At 65.9% G+C, this 21,401-nt stretch carries 22 protein-coding genes and 1 tRNA gene; 12 read left to right on the top strand and 11 right to left on the bottom strand.

All coding sequences use genetic code 11. The annotated features are described in order from the left end of the window. Positions 1-6: 6 nt before the first annotated feature. Entirely contained in the window at positions 7-738 is a 732-nt protein-coding gene (locus AC3IT0_RS18460; RefSeq protein WP_489321115.1) for a hypothetical protein, read from the top strand. On the opposite strand, the gene AC3IT0_RS18455 is transcribed toward AC3IT0_RS18460, so the two are convergent. After that, entirely contained in the window at positions 735-1,352 is a 618-nt protein-coding gene (locus tag AC3IT0_RS18455) for an SDR family NAD(P)-dependent oxidoreductase (protein ID WP_489321114.1), read from the bottom strand. The genes AC3IT0_RS18460 and AC3IT0_RS18455 overlap by 4 nt on opposite strands. A gap of 24 nt (positions 1,353-1,376) precedes the next feature. Then, the gene (locus AC3IT0_RS18450; protein ID WP_489321113.1) at positions 1,377-2,414 is read right to left on the bottom strand and encodes a zinc-dependent alcohol dehydrogenase family protein; all 1,038 of its coding nucleotides are present in this window, start codon (positions 2,412-2,414) and stop codon (positions 1,377-1,379) included. 196 nt (positions 2,415-2,610) lie between these two features. On the opposite strand from AC3IT0_RS18450, the gene AC3IT0_RS18445 reads away from it, so the two are divergent. Beyond that, entirely contained in the window at positions 2,611-3,321 is a 711-nt protein-coding gene (locus AC3IT0_RS18445) for an NYN domain-containing protein (protein WP_489321112.1), read from the top strand. Next, positions 3,318-3,476, top strand: a complete 159-nt coding sequence (locus tag AC3IT0_RS18440) for a hypothetical protein (protein ID WP_489321111.1) — start codon at positions 3,318-3,320, stop codon at positions 3,474-3,476. The genes AC3IT0_RS18445 and AC3IT0_RS18440 overlap by 4 nt, the downstream gene beginning before the upstream one ends. Positions 3,477-3,496: 20 nt before the next feature. Here AC3IT0_RS18440 and AC3IT0_RS18435 read toward each other — a convergent pair whose 3' ends face one another. After that, positions 3,497-4,618, bottom strand: a complete 1,122-nt coding sequence (locus AC3IT0_RS18435; protein WP_489321110.1) for a DNA alkylation repair protein — start codon at positions 4,616-4,618, stop codon at positions 3,497-3,499. A 132-nt stretch (positions 4,619-4,750) separates the two neighbouring features. On the opposite strand from AC3IT0_RS18435, the gene AC3IT0_RS18430 reads away from it, so the two are divergent. After that, a complete protein-coding gene (locus AC3IT0_RS18430; protein ID WP_489321109.1) occupies positions 4,751-5,530 on the top strand; it encodes a phosphatase PAP2 family protein in 780 nt (259 codons plus the stop codon). Positions 5,531-5,535: 5 nt separating this feature from the next. After that, entirely contained in the window at positions 5,536-5,844 is a 309-nt protein-coding gene (locus AC3IT0_RS18425; protein WP_489321108.1) for an MmcQ/YjbR family DNA-binding protein, read from the top strand. On the opposite strand, the gene AC3IT0_RS18420 is transcribed toward AC3IT0_RS18425, so the two are convergent. Beyond that, entirely contained in the window at positions 5,814-7,229 is a 1,416-nt protein-coding gene (locus tag AC3IT0_RS18420) for an ATP-binding protein (RefSeq protein ID WP_489321107.1), read from the bottom strand. The genes AC3IT0_RS18425 and AC3IT0_RS18420 overlap by 31 nt on opposite strands. A 96-nt stretch (positions 7,230-7,325) precedes the next feature. Here AC3IT0_RS18420 and AC3IT0_RS18415 point away from each other — a divergent pair, with 96 nt between their 5' ends. Beyond that, positions 7,326-8,867, top strand: a complete 1,542-nt coding sequence (locus AC3IT0_RS18415) for a GH1 family beta-glucosidase (protein WP_489321106.1) — start codon at positions 7,326-7,328, stop codon at positions 8,865-8,867. Here AC3IT0_RS18415 and AC3IT0_RS18410 read toward each other — a convergent pair. Both AC3IT0_RS18410 and AC3IT0_RS18405 read right to left on the bottom strand, forming a co-directional pair. Continuing rightward, on the bottom strand, positions 8,864-9,715 hold the full coding sequence (locus tag AC3IT0_RS18410; RefSeq protein ID WP_489321105.1) for a formate/nitrite transporter family protein: 852 nt from the start codon (positions 9,713-9,715) through the stop codon (positions 8,864-8,866). The two genes, AC3IT0_RS18415 and AC3IT0_RS18410, sit on opposite strands and share 4 nt — an antisense overlap. Positions 9,716-9,754: 39 nt before the next feature. Continuing rightward, positions 9,755-10,837 (bottom strand): App1 family protein phosphatidate phosphatase, encoded by a 1,083-nt coding sequence (locus tag AC3IT0_RS18405; RefSeq protein ID WP_489321104.1) that lies wholly within the window; start codon positions 10,835-10,837, stop codon positions 9,755-9,757. A 136-nt stretch (positions 10,838-10,973) separates the two neighbouring features. Here AC3IT0_RS18405 and AC3IT0_RS18400 point away from each other — a divergent pair, with 136 nt between their 5' ends. The 3 genes from AC3IT0_RS18400 (at position 10,974) to AC3IT0_RS18390 (ending at position 13,916) form a co-directional block, all read left to right on the top strand. Beyond that, the gene (locus tag AC3IT0_RS18400) at positions 10,974-12,785 is read left to right on the top strand and encodes a glycoside hydrolase family 15 protein (RefSeq protein WP_489321103.1); all 1,812 of its coding nucleotides are present in this window, start codon (positions 10,974-10,976) and stop codon (positions 12,783-12,785) included. Between the two features lie 112 nt (positions 12,786-12,897). Beyond that, positions 12,898-13,191, top strand: a complete 294-nt coding sequence (locus AC3IT0_RS18395) for a YegP family protein (RefSeq protein ID WP_489321102.1) — start codon at positions 12,898-12,900, stop codon at positions 13,189-13,191. Continuing rightward, the gene (locus AC3IT0_RS18390) at positions 13,188-13,916 is read left to right on the top strand and encodes an HAD family hydrolase (RefSeq protein ID WP_489321101.1); all 729 of its coding nucleotides are present in this window, start codon (positions 13,188-13,190) and stop codon (positions 13,914-13,916) included. Before AC3IT0_RS18395 ends, AC3IT0_RS18390 begins: the two co-directional genes overlap by 4 nt. A 172-nt stretch (positions 13,917-14,088) precedes the next feature. Here the strand turns inward: AC3IT0_RS18390 and AC3IT0_RS18385 are convergent, their stop codons facing one another. Genes AC3IT0_RS18385 through AC3IT0_RS18375 form a run of 3 tightly spaced genes read right to left on the bottom strand, consistent with a single transcriptional unit; the run spans position 14,089 to position 17,098 of the window. Next, positions 14,089-14,466, bottom strand: coding sequence for a sterol carrier family protein (locus AC3IT0_RS18385; protein WP_489321100.1), 378 nt, complete (start codon positions 14,464-14,466; stop codon positions 14,089-14,091). Between the two features lies 1 nt (position 14,467). Next, the gene (locus AC3IT0_RS18380) at positions 14,468-15,484 is read right to left on the bottom strand and encodes an asparaginase (protein WP_489321099.1); all 1,017 of its coding nucleotides are present in this window, start codon (positions 15,482-15,484) and stop codon (positions 14,468-14,470) included. A 36-nt stretch (positions 15,485-15,520) separates the two neighbouring features. Then, entirely contained in the window at positions 15,521-17,098 is a 1,578-nt protein-coding gene (locus tag AC3IT0_RS18375) for a molybdopterin-dependent oxidoreductase (RefSeq protein ID WP_489321098.1), read from the bottom strand. A gap of 104 nt (positions 17,099-17,202) precedes the next feature. On the opposite strand from AC3IT0_RS18375, the gene purD reads away from it, so the two are divergent. Beyond that, a complete protein-coding gene (gene purD, locus AC3IT0_RS18370; protein ID WP_489323840.1) occupies positions 17,203-18,519 on the top strand; it encodes a phosphoribosylamine--glycine ligase in 1,317 nt (438 codons plus the stop codon). Position 18,520: 1 nt separating this feature from the next. Beyond that, a complete protein-coding gene (locus tag AC3IT0_RS18365) occupies positions 18,521-19,474 on the top strand; it encodes a phosphoribosylaminoimidazolesuccinocarboxamide synthase (RefSeq protein WP_489321097.1) in 954 nt (317 codons plus the stop codon). A gap of 42 nt (positions 19,475-19,516) precedes the next feature. On the opposite strand, the gene AC3IT0_RS18360 is transcribed toward AC3IT0_RS18365, so the two are convergent. Further along, positions 19,517-20,791, bottom strand: coding sequence for a helix-turn-helix domain-containing protein (locus tag AC3IT0_RS18360; protein WP_489321096.1), 1,275 nt, complete (start codon positions 20,789-20,791; stop codon positions 19,517-19,519). Between the two features lie 132 nt (positions 20,792-20,923). Between AC3IT0_RS18360 and AC3IT0_RS18355 the strand changes: the two genes are divergently transcribed. After that, positions 20,924-21,133 carry a hypothetical protein gene (locus AC3IT0_RS18355; RefSeq protein ID WP_489321095.1) on the top strand — a complete coding sequence of 70 codons (210 nt, stop codon included), beginning with the start codon at positions 20,924-20,926 and terminating at the stop codon, positions 21,131-21,133. A 162-nt stretch (positions 21,134-21,295) separates the two neighbouring features. Here the strand turns inward: AC3IT0_RS18355 and AC3IT0_RS18350 are convergent. Continuing rightward, a tRNA-Pro gene (locus tag AC3IT0_RS18350) sits at positions 21,296-21,372 on the bottom strand. Positions 21,373-21,401 lie beyond the last annotated feature (29 nt).

The raw sequence follows: 21,401 nt of genomic DNA, 5'->3' as shown, positions 1-21,401 counted from the left end.
AACAGAATGAACAAGCTGAAAGTGTCTTTCATGGTTGCGGCCGTGTTGCTACTTGCCGGGGTATCTTCCTGCGCATCTGATGGCCCCAAGCCTGCCGATCCTGCGTCAAATCAGCAGGTCAGGCCGGCTGAAACAGCGATTTCCAATGATGCGTACGCCAGCATCCCCAGTGAAGAAATTCAGCACGCTGTAACCGAGGTTGAGTTTATTTGGGACGCGAAGGACCCCTACTACGGATACAACAGGGTTCCCGTGGTAGCCCGCGTGCACATCGACTCAATCGACGGCGGACGGGCTTTCAGCCCAATCTCTAATCAATACGTGTTCCCGCAGACTATCGGGAAGATGACGGTCCGCGAGGTCTACAAGGGTGGCGTAAAGCCTGGTGATCAACTGAACTATTCACGGCTCGGAGGGACCGTAACCTTTGATGAGTACTGGAAGAGCCTAAATCAGCAGCAGAGAGATAAGAGGCTCCGTCTGAATAACGGCCAGATTCCGGCTGCGAAGAAGTACATTCAAAAGAAGTTCATGGACGATGTGGACGTCGAGGCCGGCAAGGAGTATGTCGTCTTCCTCTGGCCGCAGTCCTCCACAGATGGAAAACTCCACGAATATTTCATAGACGGGTTTCAGTTCGGGCTCAGAGAGGTGAAAGGCTCCGGTGCTGCGACGACCGTTCTCAACAATGAGACCAAAGCCTGGGAGAGCCTCGACAGTCTTGTAAAGCTGCCTTAGCTTGCCCTTGCTTCTGCGTGCTCATGGTTGGTCTGCTCCGATGCCGGTGCTGAGGCTGACGTCCCGCCACTGGTCCAGCTCGGAGCGCTCCGCCTGCGCGACGGCGGCAAACGCGTTGAAGGCATCGCTGCCCAGCACCAGCAGCGCCGGCGGATTGGGGCTTTCGACGACCGCCAAAATGGCTTCCGCCGCCTTGGCAGGGTCGCTCCGATCGATGAGATGTTCAAAATGGACCCGGCCCTGCTGGCGCGCATGCCGGGGAGGACTGCTTTGATCATGCTGACGGCGCCGAAAAAGTTGGTGTCGAACAATTGCCGGATGTCGGCGTCGTCCGCTTCTTCAACCGCGGCGCGGTAACCGTAGCCGGCGTTGTTGACCAGCACGTCGATGCCGCCGACGAGCGCCCTGGCCTGCTCGACAACCGCGCCGATCTCGGCGGTGTTGGTGACGTCGAGCTGCAGGGGAAGGGCGGTGTCCGGGTAGGCGGCCGCGAGGTCTTCCACGGTGGTGACGTTGCGGGCGGTGACGACGGCGTTGTGGCCGTTGGCGAGCGCGGCGTGGGCAAGTGCGCGGCCGAGTCCGGTGGAGCAGCCTGTGATGAGCCAGGTGGTCATGGTGTGATTCCTTTCGATGTGTCGCTACGGACGGACCAGGACCTTCAGGGCTTCGCGGGAATCCATGGCGCGGTAGCCGTCGGGGACCTCGTTCAGGCTGATAGTGCGGTCGAACACCTTGCCGGGGTTGACGGTGCCGTCCAGGACGCCGGGCAGCAGCGTCTCGATGTAGGCGCGCACGGGGGCCGGGCCGCCGGTGAGCGTGATGTTCGGGCCGAACATGGAGCCGAAGCCGATCGGAGCGTCCTCGTATTGGGGCACGCCCACGCGGCTGATGACGCCGCCGGGACGGATGACGCCGAGGGCCTGGTCGTACGCCGGCCGGTGCCCCACGCACTCCAGGACGGTGTGCGTTCCGTCGCCGCCGCTGAGTTCGCGCACCTTCTCGATGCCGGCCTCACCGCGCTCGGCGACGACGTCGGTGGCGCCGTATTCGAGGCCCAGGTCGGTACGGGCCTTGTGCCGGCCCATCAGGATGATGTGCTCGGCACCGAGCTGCTTGGCGGACAGCACCGCCATCAGCCCGACGGCGCCGTCACCGATGACCGTGACAGTGGTCCGGGCGTTCACGCCGGCCTTGATGGCGGCGTGGTAGCCGGTGCCGTAGACGTCGGAGAGGGTCAGCAGCGACGGCAGCAGCTCGCTGTCCTCACCCACCGGGACCTTGACCAGGGTGCCGTCGGCGAACGGGACGCGGATGGCCTCGGCCTGGGCGCCGCCGATTCCGTTCGAGGCCCAGAATCCGCCGTGGCGGCAGGACGTCTGCAGACCTTCGCGGCAGAAATCGCAGGTCCCGTCGGACCAGGCGAACGGCGCGATGACGAAGTCGCCCTGCTTCAGGGTGGACACATCCTTGCCCGTTTCCTCGACGACGCCGATGAACTCGTGACCCATGGGGCTGCCCAGCCGGGACGAGGGCATGCCGTGGTAGGGGTGCAGGTCGGAGCCGCAGATACAGGAATTGACGATCCGCACGATGGCGTCGGTTGGATTCTGGATGACGGGATCGGGCACATTCTCCACGCGCACGTCGCCGGCGCCATACATGATGGTTGCTCGCATTTTCGTTTCCTCATCGCTTCGTCAGGGGCAGGAGCCCGGGTGTTCCTTTATTAGCCAACCGCACATTCCGCATGTGTGGGAGTGGCTGTTGATACAGGTACCCGCAGTGCCTCCCAGCTGTGTGGTGGCGTTCAAAGAAAAGGCGCCCGGCGCGGGATAGGCTCTGCTTACTATTCGCTTGGGGGAGGACGGTCTAGTGCCAGTGCAGCAGCGGAACGTCGCCATCTTTCTCGACATGGAGAACCTGTTCGGCGGATACGGGAACGACGTGTCGGTAGTGCCCCTCGCCAAAGTTGTGCGGGACATTGAAGCCGAGGTGGCCAGCCGCGGACTCGGCGGGCAGACGGCCCTTGCCCGGGCGTACGCCAATTGGTCCCGGCTGGATATGGCCGGTTACAAGTCCCAGTTGCTGGCCAGCAACATCAAACCCGTCCAAGTGTTCTCCTTTGACCACAGCACCAAGAACGCTGCCGACATTGAACTGGTGGTGGACGTCCTGGAGGTCGCGGCGGACATGCCCTGGATTGAACTCTTTGTGATTGTGAGCGGCGACGGTGACTTTGTGCCGCTGATCCGCCGCCTGCACGCTTTGGGCAAACGGTCCTTTGTGGCCACCACGTCTCAGCCGGCAGCCGGCATCGTCAACAAGCTGTTACCGTCGGTGGCTGATCACTTTCACGTGATCGACATACCGCCGCCCGCGGCAATCGACACCACTCCAGCGATGACGGCGCGGTCGGTCAAGAATGCCGCGCCCACCAAGAATACGCCCGCAAAGAAGGCCCCTCCAGCCAAGAAAACGCCGGCAAAGACCACTCCGGCAGATCACCCTGAGTTCAAGCTGTACAGGGCAAGCGTGCAGGCATTCTTGAAAGACGATCCACGCTGTGGGTCAACGGACAGGTGAACGCGCAGCGGCTGGGAACACTGCTGCGCCAGCGCTGGCCGGACGTCACCTATAAGACCTTCAGCTTCGCCACTCTCACGCGGTTTGTCGAGGAGTGCTGCGGCCTGAAAACCGCCAAACCGGCGGCAACCCTGGGAGCGGGCAAGGAGGCGTAAAACCCGCAGTGCCTCCCACCTCAGAGGTGCAGCTCAAACTCCGTGTGCCCGTGCCGGATCCCGTTGATTTGCAGCTCAAGGGCATGGACCCCCGGGTGGTGCACCCGGGTGGTCATCTGCCGGAAGGCATGGCGCTTGGACAAGGTGCGGGTCTCACCGGCGGCGAGAGTGAGCGCCGCGATCTTGAAGACCTTCGCCGATTGCGTGCCGTTGGCTTTGACGTAATGGACCACGTAGTCCACGGCGAGCTTGGCATCGTAGTTCCCCGTGTTGGCGATCGCGAAGTCGAAAGCCAGTTCACCCGGTATGGCCACCGAGTTCCGGTCCAGCGTGGGTCCCGTGACAGCCACCGACGCCGGCGCGAACCCCTGGAGCGCGAGCGCACCCGGATGCGCCTTCTTGATCAGGGTCCGCAGGCCATGCCTGACCACCCATGCGGTGTTGGCGTCCGGCGCGGCCAGCCAGCCGGCCGCCGTCGCCACCACCAGCTCCGGCGAGTGCCGGGCCAGATCGTTCAGATGGTTCGCCACCGAGCGCCGCACGTACTCCGAAGGATCACGGTACAGGGCGTCCAGAATCGGGATGGACACCTCCGGATGAAGCACGACGGCGGGAACCCGCACCGCCCAGGGGAGATACGCGCGGGTGCCTTCAGAGGCCAGCCGCCGGACATGCTCGTCCGGATGCGCGGTCCAGCCCTGGATGATCTTGAGCGAACGCTCCAGGTCCGTGGCCAGCAGCCGGCGGATGGCGAACTCGCCGGTCAGCCTCGGGGTCAGCTCGGCCAGGAGGGCCAGGCAGTCGTCAAAGTCGCGGCCGGGATCCGAGCCGGCGTCAGACTCAAGCGCCAGCGTGACGGCCGCCTCGGACACCGGCCAGAGGACCCACCCCGTGAAACCGGCGCCGGAAAGGGCGCTCCGGAAGATGCGCGCCGCCGTCGGGTATCCCGGATCCGGAAGCTGCCGCATGTCCGCCAGCAGCGCACTGCTCACCGCGTCCGTCCGGCCGCGCAGGCTCAACTCGTCCAACTGTGCGGCGGCAGCAGCGACGTGCGGCCAGCCCGATGTGGGAGCGGCGTCAGCCAGGATCCGGGCCAGTGTTTCCACGCCCTGCCGGTTGATCAGCTCATTCATCGCGCCCATTGAGTCAGGCTACCCCCGGCGGGCTGACATGCCCGGCGGCAGGGCCAACCCTGCGCAGAGAAGGGCCAACAACGGGCAGAAGGGATACTCTTCACCGTAGGCACACCTCAACGGCGCACGGACGGAAACACAGTGGCAGAGCAGGCACGCAGGAAAAGTCTTTGGCGGACTTTCCATGACAAATTCGTGGTGGAGGAACGCTTTATGGAGCCGGCCGCGCGCAGGGCGCTGTACCGGACGGCTGTGGTGCTCATCAGCCTGGGGGCCCTGCTGTTCATCGCCACCCTGGTGGGCGTCCTGCAGAGCAGCAACGGCCCTTGGGGACCCGACGAATCCATCCGCGACTGGCTGCTCTCGCTCCGGTCAGAGACCCTCACTGCCGTGATGATCTTCCTCGCGGTGATCTTCGGCCCTGTTGCCCTGCCCATCATCGTGCTGGTGGTGACGGTGGCCTGGGGGTTCGCGGCCAGGCACGCCTGGCGGCCCATCGTGCTCGCTGCCGCGATGCTCACCGGCGTCGTGACATCGCAGATCATCCTGGCGATCGTCCAGCGCTCGCGGCCGCCGGTGGAACTGATGCTGTTCGGCGCCGACCACACGTTCTCGTTCCCGTCTGGCCACGTCCTGGGTGCCTGCGACTTCCTGCTGGTCACAACCTTCCTGGTCTTTTCGCGGCGGGAAAACCCGCGGTCGGCAGTCCTCGGCTTCATCGGCGCGGGCATCGGGATCATCCTTGCCTCGCTGAGCCGCCTCTACCTGGGTTACCACTGGCTCAGCGATGCATTGGCCTCCGTCACCCTGTCCCTGGTGATCCTTGGGGCCGTGATGGCACTGGATACGTGGCGGACCGCCCGGACCCCCGGCGAGCCGATCACCGGCGAGCTCTCCAAAGCGGACGCCCCGGGGGATTAGCGCGGATGGCAACCGAGGAGGACGTGCGGAGGATGTGCCTGGCGTTGCCCGGTGTCACCGAACGCAGCAGCTGGGACCAGCCCGCGTGGTTCGCGAAAACCCTGATGGCGCGCATGTGGGAAGACGGCGTGCTGACGGTGAAGACCACCGAGCGGGAGGCCCTGGCCGGCACGGAACCTGAGACCTATTTCTGGACTCCGCACCATGAGCGATCGCCGCAGCTGGTGCTGGTCCGGCTGGCGCGCATCGGCACGGACGAACTCGGTGAACTGCTGGAGGATTCCTACCGGCTGGCAGGTGGCCGGGGATCCTGACCGGCCGCGTCCGTGCCGCTGCCCAGCAGGCTGCGGGTGAGGGTTTCGGCGTCGGCCATCAGGTCCTCCACGGCGGCGGCCAGATGGGAATCGGACACCGGTGCGTCCTCCAGCGCCGCCGCCGCCACGGCCCGCCGGACCAGTTCCCGGGCGAAGGATGCGGTGGTTCCCGCCGTCCGTTCCGCGGCGGCAGCCAGTGCCGCCGGGCTGAACGCGACCAGTCGGCCGTACAGTTCCAGCAGCCGGACCCGCTCGGCATGGGCAGGCAGCGGGATCTCCACCGCCAGGTCCACCCTGCCGGGGCGCTGGGCCAGGGCGCGTTCCAGCATGTCGGGCCGGTTGGTGGTGAGGACGAACGCGACGTCGGCGTCGTTGTCCAGGCCGTCCATCGCGTCCAGCACCTCAAACAGCAGCGGCTGCGGCCCGTGCCCGAAACTCCGGTCCTCGGCAATGAGGTCGCAGTCCTCCAGCACCACAATCGAGGGCTGCAGCGCCCGCGCCATGCGTGCCGCCTCGGAGATCCTGGCGAGTGAACCGCCCGAGAGGAGAATCGCCGTCGAGCCTTCACTCTGGCTCAGCAGGTGGCGCACGGTGTGCGTCTTGCCGGTCCCGGGCCGGCCGTAGAGCAGGATGCCGCGTTTGAGGTGCTGGCCGTGCTCCTTGAGGGATACCCGGTGCGTGGCGATGCCCACGGTGTGGTCCGCGACCTTCCGCAGCAGGCCGTCGGGCATAATGACGTCCGACGCCGGGAGGCTGGGGCGGTGGTGGAACGTCACCCCCGCCGTGCTTGGCCCGTACTCGGACATGACCAGGGAGATGACCTGTCCCTTCAGGACGCTGTTGTTGTCCATCCGGATCCGGAACTCGGCCAGGAATCCGGTGGCTGTTTCCGGCCGGGCGGCCAGCAGTTCCAAGGTGGCGGACTGGCGCCCGGTGTGCGGGGCCGCGTCGCGCTGCAATACAGCCAGCCTGTGCCCTTCGCGGCTGAAGAGCCAGAGCCCAATGGCCACCGCCTGGCGCTGCTGGTCGGGCCCCACGGCAAGGTTCGTGTACTCCGGCTGGGACAGGGGGAACTGGGGAAACAGCTGCGACTGCTGCACCATGTCGCTGAGCGACTGGTGGTGCCGCTGGCCGCCGCCGCCGATGCCCACCAGCCTGCTGTCCGGATCCTGACCGGCGAACTCGGCCATCAGAATGTCCGCGTCCACGAACCGGTGCGGCGGAATGTTCTCCACCACCACGGAGAGGCCTTCAGCAGGCTCTCCCAAGTGCTCTGTTAACGCCTCCAGCAGCTGCTTGCCGGTCTGCTGCCGGTGGTTCCCGGCCTGCGCCAGCTGAACCAGCTCGGAAAAATTGTCGATGAACTTCCCCAGTTTTTCATCCATGCACCGACCCTAGCAGCGACGCTCGTCAAGGGCCCGGCCGTGTGCCATTCTGGGTGCTATCCGTTCCACGCTTTCTCCGGCATAAGGGCTGACTCGATGCACATTTCCGCCAAGGACCTGGCCGCCCTCATCCCTGCGGATTTCACCCTGGGAGTGGCCACCGCAGCCTTCCAGATCGAAGGCGCGCTCACCGAGGACGGCAGGGGCCCGGCGGGCTGGGACGTGTTTTCGGCCAAGGAAGGTGCCATCGTGGACGGCCACAGCCCGGCCGTTGCCTGCGACCACTATCACCGCATGCCCTACGACGTTGCCCTCATGAAGCAGCTGGGCGTCGACTCGTACCGGTTCTCACTGTCCTGGCCCCGGATCCAGCCCAACGGCAGCGGGCCGGTGAACCCGGCCGGGCTGGCGTTCTACGACCGGCTCCTGGACGAGCTCCTGGCCAACGGGATTTCGCCCATGGTCACCCTCTATCACTGGGACACTCCGCTGGCACTGGACGACGCCGGCGGCTGGATGAATCGTGATACCGCCTACCGTCTGGGGGAGTTCGCCGCGATTGCCGCTGCTGCGTACGGCGACCGCGTTGCCCGCTGGGTCACCATCAACGAGCCCGCTACGGTCAGCACCAACGGCTACACCATGGGCCTGCACTCGCCGGGCGAAGCGCTGATGCTCAACGCGTTGCCCACCGTGCACCACCAGCTTCTGGGCCACGGGCTCGCCATGCAGGCATTGCGGGCAGCGGGGGTCCCCGGCGAGATCGGGATGTCCAATGTGTATTCGCCCATGGTCCCGAACTCCGTCAACCCCCTGGACTGGATGAGCGCGGGCCTGATGGACATCGCACAGAACCGGCTGTACGCGGACCCCGTCCTCACGGGCCAGTATCCGGACATCATCCGCGCCGCGAAGTTCTTCGGCTCCTTTGACCATCCGGACGAGGACATGGAGGTCATCTCCCAGCCGCTGGATTTCTACGGCCTGAACTACTACATGCCCACGAAGGTGGCCGTCGGCCCCGGTGATGGGGCGGTGCCGGCCACCATGGCGGAGGCCATGGGCAGTGACCTGAGCGCGGTGGGCAATGGCGCTACACCTTTCCATGTGGTGGCCTGGCCCGAGGCTGACATCACGTCTTACGGCTGGCCCGTGAAACCCGAGTACATGGGGGTGGCGCTGAAGGAGATGGCGGAACGGTACCCGCATCTGCCGCCGGTGATCATCACCGAGGGCGGGGCCAGTTTTGAGGACATCATCGTCCGCGACAAGTCCACCAACACCACCTTCATCCCGGACGAGCGGCGGCTGAAATACCTCTCGGACCACATCGAGTCCGCGCTGAAGGCCACGGCTCCCGGCGGTGACGCCGAGGGAATTGACCTGCGGGGCTACTACGTGTGGTCGCTGCTGGACAACTTCGAATGGTCGGCAGGCTACAACCAGCCCTTCGGGTTGCTCCATGTTGATTTCGAGACCCAGGAGCGTACGCCGAAGGCGTCCTATTTCTGGCTCCAGGAGCTCATCGAGGAGCGGAACCTTGCCGCGGCGGCGAGTGCCGCCGTCGCGCAGGCCATGGAACCTGACGCGACGGACGCGCCCGACGACGGTGTGACCACCTCGGGTGCCACCGCCTAGCCGGAGTGGTGCACGTCCTCCGGGTCCTCGGGTGAGTCATCCCGCCGTTCCTTCACCAGCTTGCTGGCGCTCACCAGCCGTAGCGCGGTCACCAGCAGGATCCCGCCAAGCACGTTAAAGACCACTACATAGGAAAACCAGGCGAGCCATTCAAGGTAGCTGATGTCAGCACCTGTGTGGATGGCACCGAAGATCAGCAGCGAGTCCAGGATCGAGTGGAAGAGCTGCAGCCCGTAGAGCAGGAAAGCGCCAACGACGGCGGCCGCGATCTTGCCGGTGACACTGTCAGTCCCGTGCTGCATGCGGGTCATTAACGTGATGGTGCTCCCCGCCAACACGGCAAGACACACGGTTTTCCAGTTAAACCCGGCGTCCAGATAGTGGTTGGCTTCCTTCGTGATGATCTCGCTCCATTGCGGGAACGCTGCCATGATCAATGCCATGAAAAGCCAACCGCCCACTAGGTTGGCAATGAGTGTGCCGCCCCAGAGCTTCCCGAGCTGCGCGTAGCTTGCCTCCCGTGCGACGACGGCGGCAATGGGTACCAGGAAGCCTTCCGTGAACAGTTCGCTCTTGGCCAGCAGGAGGGCGATGAGGCCTGCACTGAAGGCCAGCCCCGCGAGAAGGTGGTTCCCGGTCTCATGGAGAACGCCGAGGTAGGCCATAATGCCAATGCCTATCTCAAACCCGCCGAACAAGCCGGTGATGAGCACGTCCCGAAAGGAGCGGTTCAGCCGCTGCGCGCCTTCATCAACCGTGCGGTCGAAGGATTCCTCCACCTCCTCCTCAACCGGGCCTGGATTGTCGCCAAGTTCCCGCCGTCGTGCATCGCCGTCGGTGTCGCTCATGCGTGCCGCCTATCCGCCTGAAAGTGTGTGGTGATTCATCTAAAGCAGGTCCAGGACCTTGAGCTGTTTGGCCATCCCCGCGCCGTCCGGCGAATAGATCCAGGGCACCACCGAGGTGGTGTGGTCGCCGTCCTCGGAGTGCCCGCCGGCGAAGACGGACTCGCTGACGGAGAGCTGCCGGATGGCGATGGCGGCCACCTTGTCGGCGTTTTCCTGGGCAAAGCCTGAGTAGATCTGTTCGTCGTGCTGGCCGTTGTCGCCGATCAGGAGCCACCGCATGTCCGGGAATTCCTTGGCGAGGCGCTCCAGGTTGCGGTGCTTGTGCTCCTGCCCGCTGCGGAACCAGCGGTCCTGGGTCAGGCCCCAGTCGGTGAGCAGGAGGGCGCCGGAGGGATACATGTTCCGGCCCAGGAACCGCGCCAGGGTGGGGGCGGCATTCCACGGACCCGTGGACAGGTAGATGACCGGCGCGTCCGGGTGTTCAATGGTGAGCCTTTCCAGCAGGACCGCCATCCCCGGCGTTGCCATCCGTGCCCGTTCGCTGAGGACAAACGTGTTCCACAGGGCCAGGAACGGCCTTGGCAGGGCGGTGACCATCACGGTGTCGTCGATGTCGGACACGATGCCGAACTTCGCAGCGGCATCGATCACCTGGATCAGCGTCTCCACGGGCTCGGTCCCGTCAGCCCGCAGGACTGCGGTGTGCCAGCCTGGCGGGAGCCGCACGTCCACCACGGTGTCGATCAGGCCGCCCCGGTCCGCCCGGACCCGGGTGGTGACGCCGGCGATGGTGATTTCCACGTCGGTGAACGGCACGGGGACGCTGGTGAAGGCCCGCCAGCCGCGGATGTTCTGCGTGCCGTTGCGGGCTGCATGCTCGGCCCGGCTGCCCGGGGCAGGTTTCCTGGTCAACACGACGCGGCCAAGCACCCGTACCCAGCCGCCTGAACCGTAGCCCTGGTACGCAATGGTCTGTGGCGTGAAATTCCAGCGCTTGGCAAGCCGGAGGCGGACGCCGTTGACGACGTCGGAGATCCGGTGCGCCAGGCGGAAAAGCTGGGTGCCGGACAGTGGTGCGGGATGCGGAGTGTTCTGCGGTGAATTCTGAGGAGCACTGTCCATGCCTCCACTCTGCCACAGCGCAACCGCTCGCCGGGCACCTGCGGCGGTCCCGCCGTCGTGCGTGACGTCAGCCCTTAATCAGGAACGCGCAGTTCCCAGCCAACCGCAGCCGCCATCCTTGTGGCAGGGTATCTGCATGGCGCGGATTGAAGATTATGCAGTTGTTGGCGACCTCCACACCGGCGCCCTGGTCAGCACTGAAGGCTCCATCGACTGGCTTTGCCTGCCGCGCTTCGACTCCCCGGCATGTTTCAACGCGCTGCTGGATACGCCGGAGGCCGGACGCTGGCTACTGGCACCCGCGAGCGGCGGCACCTGCACCAGACGCGGCTACCGGGACGGGACCCTGATCCTCGAAACAGAATGGGAAACACGGGAGGGTACCGTCAGGGTCATTGACTTCATGCCGCCACGTGACGAGGTGGCGGACATCGTGCGGATCGTCGAGGGCGTGAGCGGAAGCGTCAGGATGCACGGCGAACTGGCGCTGAGGTTCGACTACGGGCATATCGTTCCCTGGGTGCGGCGCGACAAGCACGGCCTGCACGCCATCGCCGGCCCGGACTCCGTCTACTTTGTGACCGATGCCCCGCTCCATGGCGAGAACATGCACTCCGTCAGCGACTTCACAGTCCAGGCGGGGGAGCGCATCCCCTTTGTCCTGACCTGGGCGCCCAGCCACTTTCCCCGCCCGCACACAGTGGACGCCGAGGTAGTGCTGGGCACAACCCTGGCCTTCTGGCGCGGCTGGGCGTCGCAGTGCACGGTGCAGGGCAAGTACCAGGATGCCGTGGTCCGTTCGCTGGTGACCCTGAAGGCGTTGACCTACGCTCCCACGGGCGGCATCGTCGCCGCGGTCACAACATCCCTGCCGGAACAGCTGGGCGGTCCCCGCAACTGGGATTACCGGTTCTGCTGGCTGCGGGACGCCACCATGACGCTGCAGGCACTGCTGGCCGCCGGCTACACCACCGAGGCTGCCGCCTGGCGTGACTGGCTGCTCCGCGCTGTGGCAGGCGATCCGGCCGACCTGCAGATCATGTACGGACTCCACGGCGAACGCAGGCTTCCGGAAATGGAACTCCCGTGGCTTGCCGGATACGAGAATTCAAAACCGGTACGGACCGGCAACGGTGCCGCCGATCAGTTTCAGCTGGACGTCTGGGGCGAGGTCCTGGACTGCCTGGCGCTGACCAGGAACTCCCTGCTGAAACACACGGACGAGTCCTGGGACGTCCAGGTGGCCCTGATGCAGCACCTGGAGACCATCTGGGACCAGCCGGACAACGGACTCTGGGAGATGCGCGGGCCGCGGCGCCATTTCACCCATTCCAAGGTGATGGCCTGGGTGGCCGCAGACCGGATGGTCAAGGGCGTTCGCGATTTCGGCCTGCCCGGCCCCATGGAACGCTGGGAGGCCCTGCGCGACACCATCCACCGGGACGTCATGGCCAACGGCTTCGACCCCGTCCGCAACACCTTTGTGCAGGCGTACGGCCGGGCCGAACTGGATGCCAGCCTGCTGTTGATCCCGCGGGTGGGCTTCCTGCCGCCGGATGATCCCCGCGTGCTGGGGACCATCGACGCGATCCAGCGGGAGCTGACCGAAGACGGTTTTGTGCTGCGCTACCGTCCCGCCGACAGCGACGACGGCCTCCCGGGGGACGAAGGGGTGTTCCTGGCCTGCTCCTTCTGGTTGGTGGATGCTCTGCTGGGCGCGGGGCGGACCGAGGAGTCCACCGAACTCTTCGAACGGTTGCTGGAACTCCGCAACGATGTGGGTCTGCTGAGCGAGGAATGGGGCGTCAGGGCAGGACGGCAGCTGGGCAATACGCCCCAGGCGTTCAGCCACTTCGCGCTTGTGACAAGCGCTCTGGAGCTGCATCAGGATATGGTTCGCCGGAGTGATACACCTATTCCACCGGAGACCGAAAGTGTAGGGCAATGAAGGCCCGAGGGCCGGCCCGCTCTTCACCTCCGCGGGATAGATAAGTATACTTACTAGACTCGCGGAGCGCTCCTAATAAGGACAGCGCCGTGACTAACGAGGGGTGGTTGGAATGGCCGGACATTTTGAGCTGGTGGATGCGCCTGACGGCGGCTACAGGGTACGGATGTTGGATGGTTCAGGAAGCCTGATGGCTATCTCGGTGACCTTCCCAACGAAGCGCGCAGCGGTGGCCGGCATTGCGATGGCCCGCGAGATTGCCGGCACGGGCCTGATCAGGGACTTCAGCAACAACGGTGCCGGGGCAGTCATCCGGGACCGGATCGGCCCCGTGTCCTCCCCGAAAGAAAATGCGGCCGCCCGCGGCAAGAAGATGTCCGGGTCCGCGCGCGCCGTAGCAGGGTGATCACCCAGAGCCACGCTCTGGTCCGCGGGCGGCGGTACGGCGTCCTTTTTGACGTTGACGGGACCCTGGTGGATTCCGCCTATATCCATACGCTCGCGTGGTGGCAGGCGTTCCGCCAGCACCAGTATGACGTCCCTATGGCCACCATTCACCGGTGCGTCGGGATGGGTGGAGCCCGTTTGGTGGACACGGTCCTTCCTGCCGGGCGGGACCGCTCCGTCGACGCCGGAATCCTCGCCAGCCACGCGGCGGTCTTCGCGCAGAGCTGGCCGTCGCTGCGTCCGTTCGACGGCGCCAAGGAGTTACTGGCCCAGTGCCACGCCGGGGGACTCGCCGTCGCCCTGGCATCATCGGCGCGAACGCAGGACCTGGCGGCCACCCGCAAAGCCCTCGGCGCGGACGCCTTCATCCATGCCGCCACCAGCGCGGACGATGCCAAGGCAAGCAAACCGGCCCCGGACATCCTGGTTGCCGCGCTGGAAGCTGTTGGCGTGGCGGCGGCCAGCGCTGTCTACGTGGGGGATGCGGTGTGGGACATGCAGGCCGCTGCCGCGCTGGGCATCCCCGCCATCGGCGTCACGTGCGGCGGCACCAGCGCAGCCGAGCTCGTTGCTGCGGGCGCGGCCGAGGTCTACGACGGCCCCAGGGGCCTCCTGGACAACCTGCAGGCAAGCGCAATCGGCCGGCTGCTGACACTGGAATCGAACCCCGCACGCGCCCAGTAGCGCGAGCGGACACTTGCGGCCCTTCCCCTTCCGCGCCCAGTAGCGCGAGGGGACACTTGCGGCCCTTCCCACAGGGGCTTAACTGTCCGTTCGCGCTCGTTGGTGGGGCTTAACTGTCCGTTCGCGCTCGTTGGTGGGGCTTAACTGTCCGTTCGCGCTCGGTGGGAGGGAGTTAGAGGGGGAGCAGGGCTGAGAGGTCCGCGCGCAGACCGGAGGCGGACACCCTGTGCGCGGCGACAGCGTCCGCCCAGCTCAACTGGCCGGTCACCATGCCCAGCCAGGTGGCGGCGTCGCACTCGATCACGTTGGGCGGGGTCCCGCGGGTGTGCCGCGGCCCCTCCACGCACTGGGTGACGCCGAACGGCGGCACCCGCACCTCCACCGAATTCCCCGGCGCCCGCGCGGTCACCTCCTCCAGCGTGTACCGCACGGCCGTGGCGGTGACGTTGCGGGGGAGCGGAACATCCGACGGCGACGCGGCGGCTTCCTGCCACGCGGCCAGCGCCGCAGTGCCTTCTTCAATGCCGATCCGGCGGCGCGCTACAGCCATGTCAGTCCAGGAGTGCGGACACGGCCGGGCCCAGGCGGATCTTGCCCACCTCGTGGCTGCCGCCCATCACCGGGGCCACTACTTTGTCGAGGACGCTGGAGACGCCCGGAATGTCCACGGCGCCAACCGCGGCGAGGAGGGTCAGGGCCACCAGCGAGGTGGCGCGCAGATTCCCGTCCAGCATCTTGATAGCCACTGAGACGCCCTGGGGTGTGGCCATGGCCAGGACACCCTCGGCGCCGATCTTGGCGATGATGCCCAGTTCGTCCATCACGATGGTGTTGGCCTCGCCGCGGCCCTGGACGGCCCACGGGTAGTCGAGCATGGAGGTGGTGATGGTGGCGGCGCGGGCGTTGGAGCTCTTGTCCCCCGGGGCCTTGGCCAGCATCGAATAGGCCCGGGCCAGCCCGGTCAGCGAAATGGCGGCAACCGGGGCACCGCACCCGTCAATGCCCAGATGGGCGATGCGCTCGCCGCTGTACTCCTCGATCACACTGCGGACGCGCTGCTGCAGGGGATGGTTCGGCTCGAGGTAGCTGTGGGTGTCCCAGCCGTTTTCCGTGCAGGCCCACAGGAAGGCGGCGTGCTTCCCGGAGCAGTTGCACGCGAGCTTTGACTTGCCCTTTTCGGAACGGATCAGCCAGTTGCGGGCCGTCTCGTCCTGGGGCCAGGCGGCGGGGCACTGGAGCTGGTCCTCCCGGATGCCGGCGGCCTTGAGCATCCCCTCCACCACATCCATGTGGTCCAGGGAACCGACGTGGCTGCCGCAGGCCAGCGCCACCTGCGCGCCGCGCAGGGGGACTCCGGACTGCATGGACGCCAGGGCCTGCAGCGGTTTGAGCGCGGAGCGTGGGTACAGGGGAGTCCGGATGTCGCCGAGTTCAGTGACGATGGACCCGTCGCCGGACAGGACGACGGCGGAGCCGATGTGCCGGGACTCCACAAATCCGCTTCGTTCAATAACGGCGAGTTCGACGGCGGAGTCCACGGTGAACGTGGCATGCGGGTTGTGCGGCATATTGCCAGTCTAGGGGCGGACTCCTCGAATGCCGGGCTACTCCACGGTGACCATGACGGACTGCCAGCCGGAGGCGCCGTCGGGCACCGGATCGGCCCGCTGTTCGGTCTGGACCTCGCCTGTTCTGTCGGTGGCACGGACCTTGATGTAGTGCGGTCCGGGTGTCGCTTCCCAGTCGAAGGACCACTGGCGCCACGTGATGAGGGACGCCTCGGTGGACAGGACGGCCTCGGCCCAGGGGTTGTTGTCGATCTGGACTTCCACCTTGGTGATGCCGCGGGTCTGCGCCCAGGCCGTGCCGCCGATCGCCACGCGGCCGGCGGGCACCTTGGCGAAGGACTTCGGGACTTCCACCCGGGCCATGGTCTTGATGGGGCCGCGCTCGGACCAGCCGCGCTGGGTCCAGTAGGCCTGGCTGTCCGCGAACCGCGTCACCTCCAGGTCCACCACCCACTTGGTGGCCGAGACAAAGCCGTACAGCCCGGGCACCACCATGCGCACCGGGTAGCCGTGCTCCAGCGGCAGGGGCTCGCCGTTCATGCCGATCGCCAGCATGGCGTCGCGGTCATCCTGCAGGACCTCCAGCGGCGTGGAGGCGCTGAAGCCATCGATCGACGTCGACAGCACCATGTCCGCGCCGTCCTTGGGACGTGCCCGTTTGAGGACCTCGCGGATGGGCAGGCCGAGCCAGCGGGCGTTCCCGGCGAGGTTTCCGCCCACGGGATTGGAGACACAGGTGAGGGTCACGTGCGATTCGATGAGGTCGGCGTCGAGCAGGTCCGCGAACGTAAGGCGGACCTCTTCCTCCACCAGCCCGTGCACGCGGAGCTCCCAGTCCTCGGCGTTGATTTCGGGGACGCTGAGGGCGGTGTCGATCCGGTAGAAGACATCGTTAGGGGTCAGCCAGGGGCCGACGCCGGCGGCCGGGGACTGGACGCCGGCAGACACAGCGGCGGCGGCCTTTGCCGGAGTGGGAAGCTGCAGGGCCTCGCGGGCCTTGGTGATGTTGCTGCGGGCGGCGCTGAGCAGGCGTCCGCCCGTGGCCGCGATCCCGGCGCCGGCCACAGTGATCCCGGCCGCGGCGAAGAAGCGCCGGCGGCTGGTGGCGGGCCGGTCAGGCTCCTCGGCGCCCGTGTCGGCAGGTGCCTCGGGCCAGGACTTCAGCCGCCAGAGCGGGGCGATCAGCAGCCGCAGCACCACCAGCCCGGCAATCGTGCCCAGCACGGTGGGGATGGCATCTAGCGGCTTCACGCTGGCCCGTGTCACCACGCTGGCCACGATCACCGCGCCCATAAGCAGCACACCGGCCACGCCCAGCGCCCACTTGCGGTAGGCCACCACGCCCAGCACGCAGGCCAGCAGGAAAATAGTCAGGCCCATCCCCACAAACAGCGCGGCTTTGTCATTGGTGCCGAACGTGGCGATGGCGAAGTCCTTCATCCACGGCGGGGTGAAGTCGATGAACGTGGACCCCAACGCGATCACCGGGGTTGCCCGGGCGGTAAAAAACGCTCCGATCAGTTCCGCAACGGAAAGTACGACGGCGGCAGCCGCCACGCCTGCCAGCGCGGCCATTGCGGCGGGGTCCTTGAGCCACTTCACAAGCTTCTTCATGCCTTGGATTCGTTGCGGCGGGCCGCAGGGATGGCCGGGTGAGGACACAGCTTAGGAACACCCCCTTAGGAAACGGCAGGGTGCACAAAGTACGCTTGGAGACTGTGAAGGTACTCGTCATTGGCCCTGGAGGCCGCGAACACGCCATTGTCCGCTCCCTGCTCGCCGACCCCAACGTTTCCGAGGTCCATGCAGCTCCCGGCAACGCCGGCATCAGCAAGCTGGTTCCCACCCACAAGATTGACGGGAATGATCCCGACGCGGTCGCGGCGCTGGCCACCAAGCTCGGCGTGGACCTCGTGGTGGTGGGCCCCGAGGCGCCGCTGGCTGCCGGCGTGTCCGACGCCGTCCGCGAGGCCGGCATTCCGGTCTTTGGCCCCAGCAAGGCCGCAGCCCAGCTGGAAGCCTCCAAGGCGTTCGCCAAGGAAGTCATGGCCGAAGCGGGCGTCCCCACGGCCATGGCGATGGTGGCCACAAACGCCGAGGAAGCAGCCGCGGCCCTGGACACCTTCGGCGCACCCTACGTGGTGAAGGATGACGGCCTCGCAGCCGGCAAGGGCGTGGTGGTCACCAACAACCGCGACGAAGCCCTGGCCCACGCGCAGACGTGCTTTGACGCCGGCGGCACCGTGGTGATCGAGGAATTCCTCGACGGCCCCGAGGTGTCCGTCTTCGTCCTCTGCGACGGCCGCAACACCGTGGCACTGTCCCCGGCGCAGGACTTCAAGCGCATCTTCGACAACGACGAAGGCCCCAACACCGGCGGCATGGGTGCGTATACACCGCTCGAATGGGCCCCAGCCGGGCTGGTCCAGGAAGTCATCGACCGGGTGGCCCAGCCCACGGTCAACGAGATGGCGAACCGCGGCACCCCGTTCGTGGGCGTGCTGTTTGTGGGCCTGGCGCTGACAACCCGCGGCACCCGCGTCATCGAATTCAACGTCCGCTTCGGCGACCCCGAAACGCAGGCCGTGCTGGCCCGGCTCAAAACCCCGCTCGGTGCGCTGCTGCTGGCAGCCGCCAAGGGCGAACTGGACAAGGCAGACGAGCTGCGCTGGTCCAAGGACACGGCAGTCGCCGTCGTCGTCGCATCCCACAACTACCCGGACACGCCGCGCACCGGTGACCGCATCCGCGGACTCAAGAAGGTGGACCAGCTGGACGGCGTGCACGTGATCCACGCGGGCACCGCGTTCGACGACGAAGGCAAGGTCATCTCCGCCGGCGGCCGCGTACTCGCCGTCGTTGCCCTCGGCAGCGACCTGGTGGAGGCCCGGGAACGGGCGTACGACGGCGTGGAGCTGGTTCAGCTGGAAGGCTCCCAGTTCCGGACGGACATCGGCCGCAAGGCCGCCCGCGGCGAAATCAAGGTTGCGTCCAACGCCACCGGAGCGCTCCCCGTCACGGAGGCGAAGGCATAACATGACTGAGAACTCCGCCCAGGAACCACAACAGCCCCGCGGCTTCAGCACCGAAACCCTGGACCTGCCGGGCTGGAAGCACGTTTACTCCGGCAAGGTCCGTGACCTCTACGAACCCGAGGACGCCGCAATCATTGAGCGGCTGGGCCAGGAGTGCGTCCTGGTGGTGGCGAGCGACCGCATCAGCGCGTTCGACCACGTGCTGGCCAGCGAAATCCCGGACAAGGGCCGCATCCTCACGCAGCTGAGCCTGTGGTGGTTTGACCAGCTTGATGTGGTCCACCACGTGCTGGCATCCACTGTGGAAGACGGCGTGCCCGCGGCCGTCGAAGGCCGCGCCATGATCTGCAAAAAGCTGGACATGTTCCCCGTGGAATGCATCGCCCGCGGCTACCTCACCGGCACCGGACTGCTGGAGTACAAGGCCAGGGGGACGGTCTGCGAGATTCCGCTGCCGGCGGGACTGGTGGACGGATCCCGGTTGGAACAGGCGATCTTCACCCCGTCCGCCAAGGCCGAGGTGGGAGAACATGACGAGAACATCTCCTACAACGATGTTGTGGCCATGGTGGGGGACGACATCGCCGCACGCCTGAGCGAGCTGACCCTGAAGATCTACACCGGTGCCGAGAAGATCGCCCGCGAACGCGGCATCATCCTGGCCGACACCAAGGTGGAGTTCGGCTACGACGCGGTGTCCGGGGGCATCACCCTGGGCGATGAGGTCCTGACGCCGGATTCCTCCCGTTTCTGGGATGCGGCCACGTATGAGCCGGGCAAGGCGCAGCCTTCCTACGACAAGCAATATGTGCGTGACTGGCTCACGTCGGCCGAATCCGGCTGGGACAAGAACTCCGACGTGGCACCGCCCGCCCTGCCGGCAGAAGTCGTGACCCGGACGCGCAGCCGCTACGTCGAGGCCTACGAGAAAATCACGGGCAGGACGTTCGCCTAGGTCGTTGTTGACGGCGGGCCCGGCTTCCGGCCGGGCCCGCTCCTAGCTTGCTTTGATGTCTTTTGCTGCTGCGGCCGCCCGCTGCTGGGCAAGCTTGATCTCAAGGACCGCGTCCAGTGCCTGCTGGACGCGGTCCGAGGCTCCTGCGACACTAAAGGCCTTCTGCGCTTCCTCGAGATAGACCAGGGCTTCGTCGGACTCGCCAGCGGCCTTCAGGGACTTCCCCAGCAGGAGTGAAACTTCGCCTGCCGTGTGCTTGGCCAGAGCCCCCAATTCCGAATGGATCTCGCGGAGCTTGTTGATGGCAGCCACGATGTCGCCCGTGAGATACAGCCAGCGGGCGCGGATGAATGCAACTTCCAGGTGGTCGCTCTTGTTGCCGCCCACAATGGACAGAGCCAGTTCGGCGCGTTCGATGCTGGAAAGTGTTTCCGGTTCTACGATTCCGGAGGACAGCCGGACGGCGGCCGAGGCCTTGTTGAACCGGGCCCACAGGTCGATGTCGTTGGCTGGCGAGAGCATCTTGGCAGCGCGCTCGTGGTACTTGATGCCCTCGGGGTAGTCGTGCCGCATGAAGGCCACGTTGCCGATCACCCAGGCAACCTCGCCGGCGAGCTGGGACATGGAGTGCTCGTCCATCTGGTCATTCATGGCCTGGCAGTATGTCCAGGCCTCGTCCAGGCGGCCGCTTTCGGCCAAGGCGCCGATCAGCGCGCGGTAGGCGCCGATGATCAGGGTTGATCCGTTGGGCAGCTGGGCGCAGAGCTTTACGGCCTCCAGTGCATGTTCGACGGCGGTGCTCAGCTGGCCCTGGCCCTGGCAGATGGCGGCGAGCATCTGGCGGGCACGGACGGCGAGGCCGGCAGATTCCGTGGCCATGGGGTGCTCCAGGAGGTGCTCCATGATCTTCTGGCACTCCTGCCAGTTGCCCTGCTTGATCAGGCATTCGGCCTGCATGTAGGTCATGTTCCACCACGCGCTGGTGTTTTTGCCTTCCAGGGCGATCTGCGCCGCGGAGGCTGCGTGGCTTGCGGCCAGCGGATAGTCCCGGAGGTCCCAGGCCTGGCGGGCGTAGAGGCCGGCCAGGACGTATTCGGCGTCGCTGACTGAGATGGGTTGGCTCCAGGCTTCCAGCGCCTTGGGCGCCAGTTCCAGCCTGCGCGCGAGCTCCTCGATCACCTCGGCCGTCGGCTCCCGGCGGCCGGTTTCGAGGAGGGAGATATAGCTGGGGGAGTACAGGTCCTTGCCCAGTTCAGCCTGTGTCAGCCCACGTTCGAGACGCTCCGCACGGAGCTTCTCCCCGAATCCGTTGCCCACGGGATTTCCTCCTAATTCTGGACAGTCTTTGTACTCAATGCTTGACAGTCCCTGTGGAAAACATTTTACAATGTATGTCAACAAGGACAGTGCTGACTTTGTAACGAATCCGACTCGTATTGAGGAACTTATATGTTGAAGAAGATTGCGGCCGCTGGCGTACTCGCTGCTGCCTTGGCATTTTCTGCGACGGCTCCGGCTGTCCTGTCGGCAGGTTCCATCGCCGACACCACCGGCGTGTCCGTAGCCGTTGGCAACTGGCCCGATCCCATGTCCAAGCCCGTCAAGGACAAGGACAGGACCTACACCACCAACGTGGGCAACTGGCCCGACCCGATGTAAGGAATAATCTCAGGAGGCGCGGCCCCGGGGCATGGTTATCATGCCTCGGGGCTATTTCTTTGTCCGGGGACTTGTCTAGGGACTTGTCCGTTCCTTGCCTGGTCACTTGACAGCCGGAAGAATACAAAAGAGGGCCTCCCCTGGGGGAGACCCTCTTTCAATTGGTCGGGATGACAGGATTTGAACCTGCGACCTCGTCGTCCCGAACGACGCGCGCTACCAAGCTGCGCCACATCCCGATCCGCTGCAAAAGCAACTTTACAAGAAT

Source organism: Pseudarthrobacter sp. KH_020_B (assembly GCF_057840185.1).
Note: the sequence above shows the minus strand (reverse complement) of the source record. Positions and strands in the feature narration are given on the sequence as shown.